Origin of the sequence: Chryseobacterium luteum, from assembly GCF_000737785.1 — a bacterium.
GTDB lineage: Bacteria > Bacteroidota > Bacteroidia > Flavobacteriales > Weeksellaceae > Chryseobacterium > Chryseobacterium luteum.
The window spans coordinates 296805-315531 of sequence record NZ_JPRO01000007.1 but is presented as its reverse complement, the minus strand read 5'-3'; the positions used below and the strand labels follow the sequence as shown (position 1 = coordinate 315531).

At 33.5% G+C, this 18727-nt stretch carries 17 protein-coding genes; all 17 read left to right on the top strand.

The features are described from left to right. The first annotated feature begins 165 nt into the window (after positions 1-165). The 17 genes from IX38_RS10795 (at position 166) to IX38_RS10715 (ending at position 18725) form a co-directional block, all read left to right on the top strand. On the top strand, positions 166-1068 hold the full coding sequence (locus IX38_RS10795; protein WP_034704689.1) for an NAD(P)/FAD-dependent oxidoreductase: 903 nt from the start codon (positions 166-168) through the stop codon (positions 1066-1068). A 163-nt stretch (positions 1069-1231) separates the two neighbouring features. Further along, positions 1232-1558, top strand: a complete 327-nt coding sequence (locus tag IX38_RS10790; RefSeq protein ID WP_034704688.1) for an ArsR/SmtB family transcription factor — start codon at positions 1232-1234, stop codon at positions 1556-1558. A gap of 56 nt (positions 1559-1614) precedes the next feature. Continuing rightward, positions 1615-2088 (top strand): DUF6428 family protein, encoded by a 474-nt coding sequence (locus IX38_RS10785; RefSeq protein WP_034704687.1) that lies wholly within the window; start codon positions 1615-1617, stop codon positions 2086-2088. A gap of 23 nt (positions 2089-2111) precedes the next feature. Continuing rightward, positions 2112-2723, top strand: a complete 612-nt coding sequence (locus IX38_RS10780; RefSeq protein WP_034704810.1) for a low molecular weight phosphatase family protein — start codon at positions 2112-2114, stop codon at positions 2721-2723. A 2-nt stretch (positions 2724-2725) separates the two neighbouring features. Next, on the top strand, positions 2726-3760 hold the full coding sequence (gene arsB / locus IX38_RS10775) for an ACR3 family arsenite efflux transporter (RefSeq protein WP_034704685.1): 1035 nt from the start codon (positions 2726-2728) through the stop codon (positions 3758-3760). Positions 3761-3887: 127 nt separating this feature from the next. Continuing rightward, on the top strand, positions 3888-5153 hold the full coding sequence (glyA, locus tag IX38_RS10770) for a serine hydroxymethyltransferase (protein WP_034704808.1): 1266 nt from the start codon (positions 3888-3890) through the stop codon (positions 5151-5153). A 60-nt stretch (positions 5154-5213) separates the two neighbouring features. After that, entirely contained in the window at positions 5214-5678 is a 465-nt protein-coding gene (locus IX38_RS10765) for a regulatory protein RecX (protein ID WP_051884632.1), read from the top strand. Positions 5679-5686: 8 nt separating this feature from the next. After that, entirely contained in the window at positions 5687-6814 is a 1128-nt protein-coding gene (locus IX38_RS10760; protein WP_228377937.1) for an aminotransferase class I/II-fold pyridoxal phosphate-dependent enzyme, read from the top strand. A gap of 114 nt (positions 6815-6928) precedes the next feature. Then, entirely contained in the window at positions 6929-8857 is a 1929-nt protein-coding gene (locus IX38_RS10755; RefSeq protein ID WP_034704680.1) for a polysaccharide biosynthesis protein, read from the top strand. Positions 8858-8895: 38 nt separating this feature from the next. Next, positions 8896-9714: a polysaccharide biosynthesis/export family protein gene (locus IX38_RS10750; RefSeq protein ID WP_034704677.1), complete on the top strand. Its 819-nt coding sequence runs from the start codon at positions 8896-8898 to the stop codon at positions 9712-9714. A gap of 33 nt (positions 9715-9747) precedes the next feature. Further along, positions 9748-10707: a nucleotide sugar dehydrogenase gene (locus IX38_RS10745; protein WP_034704675.1), complete on the top strand. Its 960-nt coding sequence runs from the start codon at positions 9748-9750 to the stop codon at positions 10705-10707. A gap of 69 nt (positions 10708-10776) precedes the next feature. Beyond that, positions 10777-13134, top strand: a complete 2358-nt coding sequence (locus IX38_RS10740) for a GumC family protein (RefSeq protein WP_034704673.1) — start codon at positions 10777-10779, stop codon at positions 13132-13134. A gap of 2 nt (positions 13135-13136) precedes the next feature. After that, positions 13137-14135 (top strand): mannose-1-phosphate guanylyltransferase, encoded by a 999-nt coding sequence (locus IX38_RS10735; RefSeq protein ID WP_034704670.1) that lies wholly within the window; start codon positions 13137-13139, stop codon positions 14133-14135. Positions 14136-14197: 62 nt separating this feature from the next. Continuing rightward, positions 14198-15262: a GDP-mannose 4,6-dehydratase gene (gmd, locus tag IX38_RS10730; protein WP_034704668.1), complete on the top strand. Its 1065-nt coding sequence runs from the start codon at positions 14198-14200 to the stop codon at positions 15260-15262. A gap of 1 nt (position 15263) precedes the next feature. Then, the gene (locus tag IX38_RS10725; RefSeq protein WP_034704666.1) at positions 15264-16340 is read left to right on the top strand and encodes a GDP-L-fucose synthase family protein; all 1077 of its coding nucleotides are present in this window, start codon (positions 15264-15266) and stop codon (positions 16338-16340) included. Next, a complete protein-coding gene (gene wzx / locus IX38_RS10720) occupies positions 16340-17698 on the top strand; it encodes an O-unit flippase-like protein (RefSeq protein WP_034704664.1) in 1359 nt (452 codons plus the stop codon). The genes IX38_RS10725 and wzx overlap by 1 nt, the downstream gene beginning before the upstream one ends. Continuing rightward, positions 17691-18725, top strand: coding sequence for an EpsG family protein (locus IX38_RS10715; protein ID WP_034704662.1), 1035 nt, complete (start codon positions 17691-17693; stop codon positions 18723-18725). Before wzx ends, IX38_RS10715 begins: the two co-directional genes overlap by 8 nt. Positions 18726-18727 lie beyond the last annotated feature (2 nt).

The following is an 18727-nucleotide window of genomic DNA, read 5'->3' as shown; positions in this document are numbered from 1 at the left end:
TATACAAATTGACAGCTGGTTTTAAATCTTTTACAGGTTTAAAACCAGCTGTTTCAGTTTAAAATGCTTCATCAGCATAAATAATGATAAAATTATTAATGCAACAATGTTTCGTTAATGAAATTTTATTTTACCTTTGTACAGGTTAATAAATTATCAGCTAAAATGAAAAGTTTCGATGTTATCATTATAGGAGGAAGCTATGCCGGATTATCGGCGGGGATGTCTTTGGGAAGATCGGTAAGAAATACCCTGATTATCGACAGCGGGAAGCCTTGCAACAGGCAGACTCCCCATTCACATAACTTTATTACGCATGACGGAAAAACACCAAAAGAAATTTTAGACCTCGCAAGGGAGCAGGTTGAAGCCTATGATACAGTGAAATTTCATGATGGTTTTGCCGTAAAATTGACCAAAACAGAGGAAGGCTTTGAAACAGAAACTGCTTCCGGTGAAAAATTTTATGCTAAAAAGCTGATCCTGGCTTCCGGAGTAAAGGATATCATGCCGGATATTCCCGGATTTGCAGAATGTTGGGGGATTTCGGTTCTGCACTGCCCGTACTGTCACGGTTATGAGGTGAGAAATGAGGTGACCGGAATACTTTCGGACGGTGATATGGGCTATGAGTTTTCAAAACTGGTGCATAATTTAACAAAAGATCTTTATTTATTCAGTAACGGACAGTCGGTGCTTTCAAAAGAGCAGAAAAATAAGCTGGCTCAGAATAATATCAGCCTGGTTGAAGATGAAATAGAAAAAATAGAACATGAAAACGGAAATATCAGGAAGATCATTTTTAAAACCGGAAAAGAAATTTCTTTGAAGGCGCTGTATGCCAAAATACCTTTTGAACAGAATATCAATGCTTCCGGAGATCTCGGCTGTGAGCTTACCGAACATGGTTTTATTCAAATTGATTCTATGCATAAAACAAATATTCCCGGTGTTTTCGCCTGCGGGGATAATATAACCATGATGCGATCCGTTGCCAACGCTGTCGCTCAGGGGAATTTCACAGGCGCTATCGTTAATAAGGAACTTGTAGACGAAAGTTTTAATTAACCTGAGTGGAGAAGGTTGGAAGACGAAAGCTTGAAGTTATACCGGATTCATTTTCATATATTATAATTTGGAACGATCCCTGCAGGAATTTTTGTGGGGATTTTTTATTGAAAGTTTTGTTGTGAAAATTTATTATCGTAATATTGCGATATAATTATAGAATATGGGAGCTACAAAAACAGATTTCTTTACGGATGAGCAGAATAAAATGGCGGTCATTGCAAAAGCATTGGGACATCCGGCGAGAATTGCCATCATTGAATATCTTCTGAAGGTTAATGAATGCATATGCGGAGATATCGTTAATGAACTGCCTCTCGCTCAGCCTACCGTCTCACAGCATCTGAAAGAACTAAAAAATGCAGGACTGATCAAAGGAAATATTGAGGGGAATTCAATATGCTATTGCATTGATGAGAAAGCTTTCGGAACCTTAAATGCTTTCTTTTCAAATATCATTTCTACCGTTAAAAAGCAGAACTGCTGCTAAAATTTTTTGACTTCTATTATCGTAATATTGCATTATAACAATTAAAATATTGACTTATGAAATTATCAGACATTAAAAACATTTTGCCGGCATTGGAAAATGTAGAATTCCAGCTGGAGGACGGAAGATTGGTACCGGAACACTTCCACGTTACTGAGATAGGAATGGTCACCAAAAACTTCATCGACTGCGGAGGAACCATCAGAAAAGAAGAACGCGTGAATTTCCAGCTCTGGAATGCAGAAGATTATGAACACCGTCTTAAACCCGGAAAATTATTACATATTATTAATTTATCGGAAGATAAACTGGGAATCGGAGATTTTGAAATAGAAGTGGAATATCAGGATCAGACCATTGGAAAATACGATCTGGAATTTAACGGTAAAAACTTTGTCTTAAAAAATAAGCTGACGGCCTGTCTGGCGGCAGATGCCTGTGGAATCCCCCAAGAAAAGCAAAAAATAAACTTGAGCGAACTGAAAGCTAATCAGGATTCCTGCTGTACACCAGGTTCAGGCTGTTGCTAATATTAACCTTTATAATGATTGGAATGTATCCTAAATTGACAAAACATATAGAAGAAATTCTTTTTCAAGAGATCTGTGATGAAAGGAAAGCCGTGTTGCAGCCCTTAATAGATTTTATACAGAAGAAAAAAAGAAACCAGGAAACAATCAATATTAATTTTATCTGTACTCATAATTCCCGAAGAAGCCATCTTGCACAAATCTGGGCACAAACTGCATCTGCTTATTTTAAAATTTCTAATGTAAATTGCTATTCCGGAGGTACGGAAACAACAGCTTTATTTCCTAAAGTTGTCGAAACATTAATGGAAGCCGGTTTTCATATCTGGAAATTAAGTGAAGGTGAAAATCCTGTATATGCAGTTAAGTATTCTGAAAATGCTTTACCTGTCATTGGATTTTCTAAAAAATATGATGATATTTTTAATCCAAATACAGGTTTTGCTGCCATTATGACCTGCTCACAGGCAGATGGAGGCTGTCCTTTCATCTTAGGGGCGGAGAAACGTATTCCCGTCACCTTTGAAGATCCGAAAATTTCAGATAACAAACCTGGACAAGCCGGGGTATACAGAGAAAGAAGTCTGCAAATTGGGGCTGAAATGTTTTATGTTTTTTCCAAAATAAATCATTAAAAATGAAGACCAAATTAAAATTTCTTGATCGGTATTTAACACTTTGGATTTTTTTAGCCATGATAATCGGAGTCGGGTTGGGATACTTTTTTCCTGGCATTTCTGTAATCACAAATTCATTTTCTTCAGGTACAACCAATATTCCTTTAGCTATCGGATTAATCCTGATGATGTATCCACCTCTGGCGAAAGTAGATTACAGCTTATTACCACAAGTGTTCCGGGATAAAAAAGTGATATCTGTTTCGTTACTGTTAAACTGGGTCGTAGGTCCTGTCCTAATGTTTGTCTTAGCTGTTATTTTTCTTAAAAATGAGCCGGACTTTATGATCGGGCTGATCCTTATAGGCCTGGCAAGGTGCATTGCAATGGTTATTGTCTGGAATGATCTGGCAAAAGGAAACCGGGAATATGCAGCTTTGCTGATTGCTTTAAATAGTATTTTCCAGATTTTATCCTATAGTTTTCTGGTATGGCTGTTTATTAATATTCTTCCACAAAAATTAGGATTGGGTAATTTTAATGTTTCCGTACCCATCCGTGATGTGACGGAAAGTGTCTTAATTTATCTGGGAATCCCTTTTTTAGCAGGTTTTCTAAGTCGTTATTTTCTAACGAAACTTAAAGGAAAAGAATGGTATAGCCAAAAATTCATTCCAGTTATCTCACCTGTTACTTTATATGCCTTATTATTTACAATTGTTTTAATGTTTAGCCTGAAAGGGGATAAAATATTGGAGCTGCCCATGGATGTTGTAAAAATTGCAATTCCTCTGATCATTTATTTTGTATTGATGTTTTTTATCAGCTTTTCAATCAACAAATGGCTCAGAGTTCCTTACGATAAAAATGTTTCGGTTGCTTTTACGGCGACAGGAAATAATTTTGAATTGGCTATTGCGGTAAGTATTGCTGTTTTTGGGATTCATTCATCGCAGGCTTTTGTAGGGGTTATCGGTCCTTTAGTAGAAGTTCCTGTATTGATCCTATTGGTGAAAGCAAGTTTATATTTAAAAAAAAGTTATAAACTGAAGTAAAGTCAGAAAATGGGTAAATGAATACATAATATCTGAAATTTTATTCCCAAATCAGACTTTGAGATAAAGAAATCTTACAGGAAATTCCGTACATTTGGGGTGGAAAATTTCAAAAACTAAAAGTAAAATGGATATTATTTTCGACCTGATTGAAAAAGAAAGACAAAGACAATCCCATGGATTAGAGCTTATTGCATCAGAAAACTTTGTTTCTGAGAACGTGATGAAAGCAGTGGGAAGTGTGCTGACCAACAAATATGCTGAAGGATATCCCGGAAAAAGATATTACGGAGGATGTGAAGTAGTAGATGAGGTTGAAACATTGGCCATCAACAGAGCAAAAGAACTTTTCGGTGTGGACTACGTTAATGTACAGCCGCATTCAGGATCTCAGGCTAATGCTGCCATTTATCTTGCAGTTTTGAAAGCGGGAGACAAAATCATGGGAATGGACCTTTCAATGGGAGGACACCTTACTCATGGTTCAGCAGTTAATTTCTCAGGGATTCAGTATCAGGTAGTTTCTTATGGTGTTCAGAAAGAAACAGGACTTATCGATTACGATCAGATGAGAGAAGTAGCCTTGAGAGAAAGGCCGAAAATGCTTATTGCAGGTTTCTCAGCCTATTCAAGAGATCTTGATTATGCTAAATTCAGAGAGGTTGCAGATGAGATCGGAGCTACACTTTGGGCAGATATTGCTCACCCGGCCGGTTTAGTGGCAAAAGGATTGTTAAATTCACCATTCGGGCATTGCCATGTAGTGACTACTACCACTCACAAGACTTTAAGAGGTCCAAGAGGTGGAATGATCATGATGGGGAAAGATTTCGAAAATACGTATGGTCACAAAACACCAAAAGGAGAAATAAAAATGATGAGCCAGGTATTGGATGGAGCTGTTTTCCCTGGAATTCAGGGCGGGCCGCTGGAACACGTTATTGCCGGTAAAGCAGTTGCTTTCGGAGAAGCATTGGACGGTAAGTTCGAAACCTATGCCAGGCAGGTTAAAGCCAATGCACAGGCACTGTCAAAAGCTATGACCGACAGAGGCTTCGATATTGTAAGCGGAGGTACAGACAACCACTTAATGCTGGTAGATCTCAGAAATAAGAATGTAAACGGAAAAGAAACAGAAAAAGCTTTAGTGCTTGCAGATATTACTTGTAACAAAAATATGGTTCCTTTTGATGACAAGTCGCCGTTCACCACTTCCGGTATCAGACTGGGAACTGCAGCAATCACCACAAGAGGCCTTAAAGAAAACGATATGGATACCATTGCAGGACTAATCTCTGAGGTGGTTGACAATATCAAGAATGAAGAAGTTATCGGTTCTGTGAGAAAGAAAGTAAATGAACTGATGGAAGGTAAGGCTCTGTTCAACTATTAACTGGGTTTAAAACATTATAATAAAGAATGGGCATCTGTCCATTCTTTTTCATATCTATTTATGGAGAAAAAATCTTTCACCTTTGATGAAATAAAACTGAAACTGGTCAACTACTGCGTGTATCAGGACCGTTGTCATGCAGAGGTTGAGCAAAAAATGAGAGAGTTTCTGCTTATTGATGAAGCCAGAGATGAAATTATCCTCTACCTTCTGAAAGAAAACTATCTCAACGAAGAAAGATTTACGCGAAGCTATATCCGAGGAAAGTTTTACATCAAGCACTGGGGCAGAAATAAGATCAAAATGCATCTTAAACAGAAACAAATCTCTGAAAAATTAATCAACAGCTGTTTTGATGAAATAGATGAAGAAGATTATGTAAAAATGATCAGGAAAATCTACGAAGATTATTATTCCAGACAAAAAGGAACACATGAATATCAAAAAAAATCCAAAACCATAAAATATTTGATGAGCAGGGGTTTTGAATATGAGAAAATAAATGATACTTTTGACGAAACATAAATAGATAATTGAAAAAAAATAAGATTTGGCTCTCGCCTCCTCATATGGGGGGAAGTGAGCTTAAATATATACAAAACGCATTTGATACCAACCGGATCTCCCAGTACGGCTCCAATATAGATGAATTTGAAAATAGCCTGGAAAACTATTTAGGACACAATTCTTTTGTCACGGCTCTCTCTTCGGGCACTGCAGCCATTCATCTGGCATTACGGCTACTGAATGTTGAAAAAGGGGATTTTGTAATCTGCCAGTCTTTTACTTTTGTGGCCACTGCCAATCCTATTCTTTATCTCAAAGCTGTTCCTGTATTTGTAGATAGTGAAGATCAGACCTGGAATATGTGCCCGGATGCCCTGGAAGAAGCGGTGAAACACTGCATTCAGCAAGGGAAAAAGCCAAAGGCCATCATTACAGTATCTTTGTATGGGATGCCTTTCATGGTGGATGAAATACTTGAGATCTCAAAAAAATATGAAATTCCTGTCATTGAAGACAGCGCAGAAGCATTAGGCAGCAAATATAAGAACCGGCTGTGCGGAACTTTCGGAGATCTTGCTGTCATAAGTTTTAACGGAAACAAAATTATTACCACTGGTGGAGGCGGAGTTCTGATTTCAAAAAATAAAGATCTTAAAAACAGGGCACTTTTCCTTGCTACACAAGCCAAAGACAGCAAAGAATTTTACAGCCATTCTGAATTAGGATATAATTACAGGATGGATAATGTGGCAGCGGGGATAGGAAGAGGACAGCTGGAAAGCCTGGAGGACAAAGTGAGCCAGCGGAGAAAAAACCATGATTTTTATCAAGAACTGGTTGGAAATAATGAAGATATTGATCTTTTTTCGGCACCCAACAGTGACTTTTTTTCTAATTATTGGCTCAATACAGTTATTCTGAAGAATGATCGTTCAAAAGAAAAGCTGAAAAATGAATTTTTACTAAATAATATAGAAACCAGATATCTATGGAAGCCCATGCATCTCCAGCCTCTGTATAAAGGATATCGCTTTTTTGGAAATAATTTATGTGGTACGCTTTTTGAAGCAGGACTTTGCTTGCCGTCAGGGAGCAATTTAACGGATGACTGCAGAACCAGAATTTCTGAAGTAGTACAAAATAAAATTTATTAAATTTATTTTTTTTATTTAAGTTATAGATAGGATTTTATTTTAATTTTGTAGAATCAAGAAACGAATATTAATAAAATAGGGATTACCCATTAAAAATGAATAGAAATACAGGCAATGTACAACTCTCTTAGAAAAAAAATATTTGGAGGTGATAATGTTGTCAATCTCTCAGACGTAAGATATCTTCCCAGATGGATAATACTTGTAATAGATATTATTATTCTGGTCGTATCTTTATTTCTTTCCACTTATACTATTGAAAAAATTACCCAGAAAGAGTTTATTTATCATGAAGATAAAAGTGTCATCTTTGCTTTTATTATTTTGATAAATACAATATTTATGTATTTTTTCAAAACTTATGCCGGAATTATAAGGCATTCTACATTTATTGATCTTTTCAAGCTTCTTATCTCCTGTTTTTGTACTATGACTGTAGTAGGAGTGGTAAATCTTATTTATTTCTGGTCTACAGGCGGAAAATTTATACTGACCCCATTCCTGATATTGTATTTCATAATTTCTTTTATGGGACTGTTCCTATTCAGGCTTTATGTAAAAGAATTTTTCCACATCGTCAGAGAATACAGAAGGAGTACGCTGAAAAAAAGAATTCTGGTACTGGGGATAGATGAGCAGTCTATCGCTATAGCCCGTGCTATTTTAGATAATCCAAGTCTGCCTTACCAGGTAGTTGGCTTTCTTACCCAAAGAACGGATTCCAAAAGGGCTTCTTTATTAGGAAAACCTATTTACGAGAAAAAGAGAATTGAGGAAGCTACGAAAGAAGACCTCATTATCGATGGAGTTATTATTGTTAAAGAAATGATGTCTAAAGATGAAATGAATTCGTGGGTGAATTTATTTCTGGAAAAAGACTTAAATATATTCAAGGCGCCGTCTGTACAGAAATTAAGAGACAGTGATTTGGGAGGGGCAATCAGGAATCTTCAGATCGAAGATCTTCTCAACAGGAAGCCAATAAAAATTGAAAGCGAAGAGGTCAGAAGCAGACACTTTAATAAAAATATACTGGTAACAGGAGGTGCCGGGTCTATCGGAAGCGAAATCGTAAGACAGGTAGCACAGTTTAATCCGGCATTAGTTGTTGTTCTGGATCAGGCGGAAACACCGCTTTATGATATTGAACTTGAAATGAAGGAAAAATTCCCTCATATCAGGTTTAAATTTGTTTTGGCTGATGTGTCCAATATACACAGAGTTGAACCTGTATTTCAAGCCCATAACTTTTCAATGGTGTACCATGCTGCTGCTTATAAGCATGTTCCGTTGGTGGAGGAAAATCCTAATGAGGCTATCCGTGTCAATGTTTTGGGATCAAAAAATATTGCCGTTTTATCAAGCCGTTATAAAGTGAACAGGTTTGTCATGATTTCTACCGATAAAGCTGTAAATCCTACCAATGTAATGGGGGCTTCCAAAAGAGCCGCTGAGCTGTTCGTTCAGTCTTTACAGCATGTTGAAGGAAATACTACAAAGTTTATTACCACAAGGTTTGGAAATGTATTAGGGTCAAACGGTTCGGTTATTCCACATTTTAAAAGACAGATTGAAGCCGGAGGTCCGGTAACGATTACCCATCCTGATATCGTAAGATACTTTATGACCATTCCGGAAGCCTGCGAGCTGGTTCTTCATGCAGGAACAATGGGAAAAGGAGGGGAGATATTCGTATTTGACATGGGAGAACCTGTAAAAATACTTGATCTTGCGAGAAGAATGATTAAGTTGTCGGGCTTTGAACCCAATATTGATATAAAAATTATCTATACCGGATTAAGACCTGGTGAAAAACTTTATGAAGAACTGTTAAGCGATAACGCCAAAACACTTCCCACCCATAATGAAAAAATTATGATTTCTAAAGATCCCGCCATGGAATTCTTAGAAATAGAAAGCCTGATTATTCTGATTACAGATGCTTCTGTAATGCAGGATAAGGTAGAAGTAGTAAAGATGTTGAAATCCATTGTTCCGGAATTCAGGAGCAATAACTCTATCTACGAGGCTCTGGATAAATAGAAAAAATATAAATGTATATATTTGTACAATTTTAAAATATGAAGAGTAAAATACTGGTTATATTAATGGCATTTTGGTTAGTTTCATGTAAAACAAATCCTAATGCGAAAAATGATCTGAATTATATGCAGAATATAGGGCAAGTGGCTATAGAATCATCTGCCAGAAATTCTAGCTCTACTATACAAGTGGGAGATCAGCTAGTTATTTTGGTAACAGCAAAAGACATGGATGTTGTAAAACCTTTTAACCAAAACTACTCTTCTTCAGAAATAATTCAAACAAATGCATATGCAGGAGGAAATACACCAAATCAGGGTGTTACAAGTATTTCGGGTCCAACATATATAGTTGATGCGGAAGGAAATATAGATTTCCCTGTGTTAGGGAAAATTAATACTACTAATAAAAACTTAATTGGTCTTAAAGAAGAATTAAGAGATAAAATGTCTCAGTATGTTATTAGCCCCACTATAAATATCAGGCTTGCAAACTTTAAGGTAACTATATTAGGGGAGGTAAATAAACAAGGAGATTATACAATATCCAATGGGCAGGCTACTATTTTAAATGCACTTGGTCTTGCAGGAGATCTTACTATGTATGGAAAAAGAGAAGATGTTTTAGTCATAAGAACTGAAAATGGAGTAGTAACCCATGGAAAAATTAATCTTCAAGATGCAAATTTAATTAATTCTCCATATTATAACTTAAAGCAAGGAGATGCAATAATTGTAGCAGCTAATAATACAAAAGATTTAACTTCTAAACAAAATCCTAATACCGGGCTCTACCTGACTGCATTTTCAATTGCAATTACTGCAGTGGCAGTTGTGGTTGGTTTAATTAAAAAATAGCTCCACATAGAGAAGACTTTATAAAATACTATAATGGATGAAAACAAATCATATAGAATAGTGGTTATTGGACAAGGATATGTAGGTTTACCACTATCGTTAGAATTTGCTACACACTATCCAGTTTTAGGATTTGATATTAATAGAAATAGAATTAACCAGTTGAATAGAGGTCATGATATAACACTTGAAGCTGACACTGAGAAGCTTAATAACCTCTTAAAAAAATATATTAAGACAGGAGGAAAATTAGGCTATAAAGCCACAAATGAGCTAGAAGAAATTTCACAGTCTAATGTATTTATAGTAACTGTGCCTATATCAATTAATAAATATAATACACCTGATTTAGGTCCTCTTATTTTTGCTTCTAAAATGTTATCCGGAATTATTAAAGAAGGAGATATTATTATTTATGAATCTACAGTTTTTCCTGGATGTACCGAAGAAGAATGTATTCCTATACTGGAAAAATATCCAGGGTTAAAATATAATGAGAGTTTTTATATTGGGTATTCTCCTGAAAGAATAAATCAAGGAGATAAAGTAAATACCCTTACAAGTGTAAAGAAAGTAACTTCTGGCTCCACTAAAGAAATTGTAGAAGAAATAGATAACTTATATAGAAAAATAATTACTGCTGGAACCCAAAAAGCCCCAAGTATTAAAGTAACAGAAGCCTCTAAAGCTATTGAAAATGCACAAAGAGATGTTAATATTTCTGTTGCCAATGAACTTACATTAATATTTAACAGAATAGGGATTGATGTTGATATTTTTGATCCTTGGGTGGACAAAGCAGAAGTAGAAAATGAATATGGAATAGCTATTTTAAATAAACTATCTGAAGATAGGAAATATGATTCTATTATCATTGCAGTTTCTCACCATCAATTTTTAAAACTTAATTTTGGAAATATTAAAAAAGAAAATGCTGTTATCTATGATACAAAAACCTGTATAGATAGAAATCTAATTGATGCAAGATTATAAGAATAATATAGAAAATACAAAAACGTATTTTACTTAGTAAAGGTGAAAACACAATTTTAAATTTAGATAATGGATAATCCAACTGCAGAGGAATCAAAAGAAATAAATATTCAAGAAATAACAAAACCTTATTTGAAAAGTTGGTTTTGGTTTATAATTATTCCTATAATATCTTTAATTATAGCTTATTTCTATTTAAAGTTAGCAACTCCAATATATAATATTAAGTCATCTGTACTTATAAAAGATGCTAAAAAAGTACCCTCAGTAGCAGGTGACTTCGGCGTTTTACAAGATTTATCAGGCCTTGGGGGTATGGGAACAAATAGTATTGAAAACGAGATAGAGATCTTTAAATCTAAGAAATTAATGGAGCAAGTGGTCATTAAATTGAGACTACACACATCAATATATTCGAAGCATAATTTTAGATCAAAAGAACTTTATAAAGATACATCCCCAGTAATCATTCAGGTCATTAACGAAAAACTTTATAAGCAAGGACCTAAAGAGCCCATTTCTATCAAGATTTCAGGACAAAATGTAATTTTGAGTAGTAAAGAATTACCTGAAATTAAAACCCAGTTTAATAAAACTATTAGTCTGCCTTATGCAAATTTGATGATTTTAAAAAATCCAAACTTTAATAAAATAAAAGCAGAGGAAATAGGAGAATTATACTTTACTTATTCCACCGTTGAAAGTTGTGTAGATGGTTTACAGAAGATGCTAAATGTAAGTTTATTAAATAAAGATGCTACTGTCATTGGGTTATCTTTAGACTATTCTAATATAGATAAAGCGAAAGATATTGTTAATAACCTAGTGATTGCATATAATAATGAAGCCATTTATGATAAAAATTCAGAATCAAAGAAAACGAAAGATTTTATTGATGAGAGAATTAATATAATATCAAATGAACTTGGGCAAGTAGAAAATGAAAAAGAAAATTTTAAGGCTGCTAATAATATTACTGACATAGCCACTGAAGTGAAAATTAATCTTGAAACTTCAGCTGAGGCTAGGGCAAAACAAATTGATTTGGAATCTCAACTTGAATTGACAAATAATTTAGTTGATTTTATGGGAAGGCAAAGTACTTCTCAAGTATTACCTTCTAACATTGGTTTAAATAATAATAATGCTACTGCAAATATAACCGCTTATAATCAATTAGTTTTAGAACGTAACAGGTTACTTGAAAATGCAACACCCCAAAATCCACTAATTATAGATCTGAATAAGCAGATATTAGCTTTAAAAGGTTCGGTCATGGAAAGCTTAATTAAAAATAGAACCGGACTTCAATTAGCAAAGAACCAATATGAAGATGAACAAAATAAAATTAACTCGAAAATTACAAAAATCCCATCCCAAGAAAAGAAATTTAGAAGTATTGAAAGACAACAGCAGATAAAAGAGAATCTTTATCTTTTGTTATTAGAAAAAAGAGAAGAAACAGCGATTTCTTTAGCTGTTACTGCAGATAAAGCTAGAATTGTAGATTATGCATATGCTTCTTCCAGACCCGTTGCTCCCAAAAAAAATGTTTACCTAGGAGGGGCATTACTTATTGGATTATTGATACCTTTTGGTTTGATTTATGTAAGAGAGTTGCTAAATAACAAGGTGAAATCAAAGCATGATTTAGAATTCCTATCTCATGGTAAGGCCGTAATAGGTGAAATTCCTAGCCTAAATAAAGGGCAGGATGAACTGATAAAACTTAATGATCTTTCACCTTTAGCTGAAGCATTTAGGATTCTAATTACAAATATGAATTTTATGCTTCCAAAAAAGGAAGGGGCAAAAATAGTTTTTATTACATCTACTGTAAAAGGTGAAGGAAAAACATTTATTTCTGTTAATTTAGCACTTACCCTTGCAACACCAAGTAAGAAGGTACTTATAATTGGCTCTGATATTAGAAATCCTCAACTTCAGAGATATAATGCAGCAAGGAAAGGATTATTAGGACTTACTGAATATTTGTATGATAGTAATATGGAAATTAGTCAGATTGTTCACCTATCAACATTTAACCCTTATCTTGATGTCATTTATTCTGGAAGTATACCTCCTAATCCTACAGAGCTTCTTACGAATGGTAGATATGAAGAACTAATTAGTGAATTACAAGATAAATATGATTATATAATATTAGATACAGCACCTTTAATGTTAGTTACTGATTCTTTTCTGATCGCTGAAATGGCTGATGTTACGTTATATGTATCAAGATCTGGTTATACAGAGAAAGCACTAATGGAATTTGCAAATAACAGTATTGATTCAGAAAAAATAAAGAATGCTGCGTTTGTATTGAATGATGTAAGTAAAGACTTTTTAGGCTACGGTAATAAGTATGGATATGGATATAATGCTGAAGAAATGAAATGGTGGCAGAAAATATTTAATAAGTAAAAATGTCTATAATAAATGTTATTTTAAGTGGTGGAATAGGTTCAAGACTTTGGCCGCTTTCGCGGAAACGAAATCCTAAACAATATCTTAAGATATTTCAAGGTGATTCTTTGTTTAGTTTAACAATTAATAGAAACAAAAGTTTTGTTGATAGCTTAATAATTATATCAAATTCGGATCATTTTAAAATTGGAGAAGAATGGCTTAGAGATATAAATATACCTGTGCAATCAATTATAGAACCTATTCCTCGTAATACTGCTGCTGCTGTTGCTTTAGCTTGTCTTGCTGCTAATCTGGAAGATATTTTGTTGGTAACACCTTCAGATCATATAATTGATTGTGATCCATCTTATGAAAATGCTGTTCAAGAGGCTATTTTATTAGCTAAGCAAGGATACATTGCAACATTTGGGATTAAGCCTATTAAGCCTGAAACTGGATACGGGTATATCGAATACAGAGGTAATGATGTTTTAAGATTTCGAGAAAAACCAAATAGAGAGACTGCTATAGAATTTGTTAAAAGCGGAAATTTTATGTGGAATAGTGGGATGTTTTGTTTTAAAGCCCAAACAATGCTTGATGAACTGCTCTTTCATGCTCCTGAAATATTAGATACGGCAAAAAATGCCTGGAACAATAGGGTTGATAGTACTTCGATATCTGCGGAGTTAATGGATGTTATACCATCAAGAAGCATAGATTATGCTGTGATGGAGAAAAGTAAGAAAATAAAAATGGTAAAATCTGATTTTTTTTGGTCTGATTTGGGAACTTTTGATTCTTTATATGATTATCTAGTAAAGAATGGACATCCAGTAGATGAGTATGGGAATATGTATATAGGAGATGAAAAAAAATTTGTTCAATTCATTGGCTTTGATAATTCCATAATTGTTGATACTCCAGATGCTATACTGGTCTTAAATAAAGAAAACTCTCAAGATGTTAAATATATATATGAAAATCTTGAGAAAAAAAAACCGAGCTTAACGTAGCTCTAAAGGTTATCTAAACTAAACAAGCTTAAAATAAATTAAATATAATTTAGAACACACATATGGGGAAAATAGCGTTAATCACCGGAATTACTGGACAAGACGGATCTTTTTTAGCTGAATTTTTGATTGAAAAAGGGTATGAAGTTCATGGCATTATACGTCGTTCATCATCTTTTAACACTGATCGAATAGAACATCTGTATTTTGATGAATGGGTAAAGGATATGCATCAATCCAGATCTATTAATTTGCATTATGGAGATATGACAGATTCTAGCTCATTAATGAGAGTTATACAGCTTACCCAACCTGACGAAATTTATAATTTGGCGGCTCAGAGCCACGTCAAAGTTAGTTTTGATGTACCAGAATATACTGCTGAAACAGATGCTGTAGGAACATTGAGGCTTTTAGAAGCTATAAGGATTTTAGGAATGGAAAAAAAAACTAAAATATATCAAGCTTCTACATCTGAATTATTTGGTTTAGTTCAAGAAGTCCCCCAAAAAGAAACCACACCTTTCTACCCCAGAAGTCCATATGGAGTTGCTAAACAATATGGTTTTTGGATTACAAAAAACTATAGAGAGTCCTATGGTATGTTTGCGGTAAATGGAATCCTTTTTAACCATGAAAGCGAAAGAAGAGGAGAAAATTTTGTTACAAGAAAAGTAACACTTGCTGTAGCTAGAATTGTACATGACTTGCAGAAAAAGCTTTATATGGGAAATCTTGACTCTCTAAGAGATTGGGGCTATGCTAAAGATTATGTAGAATGTATGTGGCTCATGCTACAGCATGACAAACCCGAAGATTTTGTTATCGCAACGGGGGAAATGCATACAGTACGCGAATTTATCACAAAAGCTTTTAAAGTTGCAAACATTGAAATACGCTGGGAAGGGACAGGAGTTGATGAAAAAGGTATAGATAATGCTTCAGGAAAAGTTCTAGTTGAAGTAGATCCTAAATATTTCAGACCTGCAGAAGTTGAACAACTTTTGGGAGATCCTACTAAAGCCAAAACAATATTGGGATGGAATCCGACAAGCACATCATTTGATGAACTTATAGAAATCATGGTGAAACATGATTTAGAATATGTAAAAAAGGGGTTAAGATAATATGGAAAAGAATAGTAAAATATATATTGCAGGGCATAAAGGCTTGGTTGGCTCAGCAATTTGGAAAAAACTTTCTAAAACTGGCTATTCAAATTTGGTTGGGAAAACTTCTAACGAGCTTGATTTAATGGATGGTGCAGCAACAGCCGCTTTTTTTGAAGAAGAAAAACCAGAATATGTTTTCTTAGCTGCTGCTTATGTTGGGGGTATTATGGCTAATAATAAATATAGAGCCGATTTTATATACAGAAATTTACAAATTCAACAAAATATAATCTATCAATCTTATAAGCACGATATTAAAAAACTTCTTTTCTTAGGAAGTACATGCATTTATCCCAAAAATGCCCATCAGCCTATCAGTGAAAATGAGCTTCTCACAGATATATTAGAGTATACTAATGAGCCTTATGCTATTGCAAAGATAGCGGGTATTAAGCTTTGTGAAAGCTTTAATATTCAGTATGGAACAAATTTTATTTCCGTAATGCCTACAAATCTTTATGGTCCTAATGATAATTTTGATTTGGAGAAAAGTCATGTTTTGCCAGCTATGATTCGAAAAATTCATCTTGCACATTCATTAATGAATGATGATTGGGAGAGTGTTCATAAAGATTTAAATAAAAGACCAGTTGAGGAGATTTCAGGTTCTGATAACAATGAGAAAATCGAAAGTATTTTGTCAAAATATGGGATTTATAAAGATAGAGTTGAACTATGGGGAACCGGTAAACCTATGAGAGAGTTTTTATGGAGTGAGGATATGGCTGATGCATGTGTATTTTTAATGCAAAATATTAATTTTAATGATGTTATAGAATGTGTAGGAGAAATTAGAAATACTCATATTAACATTGGTACGGGTAAAGATATTACCATTCAAAATTTGTCTGATTTAATAGCGAAAGAAGTTGGTTTTGTAGGCAATATTCTTTTTGATTCTTCTAAACCTGACGGGACAATGAGAAAACTGGTGGATGTCTCAAAGTTGAATTCTTTGGGATGGAAGCATAACATTGAAATTGAAAATGGAATAAAAGAGATCTACAATTGGTATATTAATAATTTGATTTAATGAATATCGGAAGAAGTGATATTGTTTGGAATTATTTAGCAACCTTTTTTAAGATTGCTTCTTCTGCCTTGCTACTACCTCTTATTTTAAATAAAATGCCAGCAGAAACTGTAGGGATATGGACCGTCTTTATTTCTATTACAGCATTTTCTTATCTTTTGGATTTTGGTTTCAATCCATCTTTTGCCAGAAACGTTACCTATGTTTTTAGCGGAGTAAAAAAATTACAATCAAATGGTTTTGAAAGTAATTTATCAGAAAACGAAATTAGTTATCCTTTATTAAAGGGTCTAATCATTGCAATGCGTTGGTTTTATGCTAGACTGGCTGTTATATGCTTAATTTTATTATCTACACTAGGAACATTTTATATTTTTACATTACTTAAAAAATATAATGGATCTCATTCTGAAGTTTATATTTCTTGGACAATTTTATGTGCTATAACATCTTATAATTTATATACCCTTTATTATGATTCCCTCTTGGAAGGAAGAGGTTTGATAAAAAGATTAAAACAGATTAATGTCATTGGACAAATTTGTTATCTGGTATGTGCAGCAATTTTAATCTGGATGAATTTTGGGCTTATTGCTATTGTTTCAGCTCAGTTGTTATCTGTTTTGATAATACGTTTTTTTTCTTATCGCAGTTTTTACGATTCTGAAATAACAAAAAAATTGCAGGTATGTAAAGCAAGTCCTCAAAAAGATATACTTAACTCTATTTTTCCTAATGCTGTGAAAATGGGTTTAACTTCATTAGGCGGATTTATGGTAACTAAGTCTTCTCTTATTATTGGATCGTTTTATTTAACTTTGAATGATATAGCTTCTTACGGTATAACAGTACAGCTGGTAAGTGTTGTTTCCGGATTAGGTAGTATATACATACTAACTTTTATACCTAAAATAGTAGATTCTAGAGTAAAAAATAATATCGATTTTATTAGGTTAATTTATAAACGTGGCATTATTTTTCTTCTTTTTACTTATTTCGCATGTGGATTTATGATAATCGTGACGGGACCTTGCATTTTAGAAATCTTAAATAGTAAAACTCAATTAATATTATCTTCACTGATAGCATTGCTTTTATTTTCTTCATTATTAGAAACAAATGTATCTATGGCTGGAGCTATACTTGTAACTAAAAACTACGTCCCTTTTTTCAGAGCTTCCATGCTCTCGGGACTGGCAATTGTACTAGGGTTATTACTCTATTTTATTTTTTTTGAAAAAAACGTTTTAGGAATGATTTTAATTCCTTTTATAGTAACATTAGTTTATCAAGGGTGGAAATGGCCGTATGAGGTATTGAAAGATTTAAAAATAATAAAAAAAAATAAGAATGGCTGAAGTAATTATAATTTCTTATTTTTTTCTAAGTTTTATTTCTTTATTCAGTATTCTGGAATATAAAACATTCCCGGTAAGAAACTTTTTGATTTTTTTTGTGGCTGTAAGTCTAATTCTAATTGCTGCTTTAAGACCTCCATTTTTTGATAGGGATTATGGTTTATATTATTTTATGTTTTTAGATCAATATGAAACAGAATCAAAAGAACCATCATTTAATTTAATTTTATTTTTTGTAAAACAATTTTTAAAACTTGATTTTAATTATTTTCTCCTCATATATGCTATTCTGGGAGTAGGTACTAAAGTTTATGCTATAAAAAAATATAGTGAATTTCCTTTATTATCACTACTAGTATATTTTTCATATTTGTTTTTACTACAGGATATGACCCAAATTAGGGCTGGAGTAGCCTGCGGGTTAATTTTATTGTGTATGAAACCTCTACACGATAGAAATTGGAAACTCTTTTTAATTTTAGCTTTAGTAGCGTTTCTATTTCATTATTCCGCTTTTTTTGTGCTCTTATTTTGGTTTATAAATCCTACAAAAGTTAATAAAAAAGTTTACGCATTTCTGATTCCTATATCTTATATAGTGTCTAGCGTATCATCTGGAACACTAGCAATGGTTCAAGACTATCTCCCTCTTTTTATGCAAAAAAAAGTAAGTGCTTATGATTTCATAGATGGTACTGAATTAAACATTTTTAATGCATGGCAACTGATGAGAATTGCAATAGCATACTTTGCACTTTACCATTTAGATAAATTGGAACGTGTGAATAAGTACAGTATATTACTGTTTAAATTGTATGTTTTTAGTATTTGTACACTTGCATTATTGTCTTTTAATCCTGTTTATGCAGGACGAATGTCAGATTTATTTGCAGCAGCGGATATTCTTTTCATTCCTATAGTTTTCTCCATTTTAAAGCCTAAATTGTTAGGTAGAATCATTGTAATTGTGATAAGTTTCGCATATTTTTATTTAAACTTTTTTTATATAGGTATTTTTAAACCTTAAAC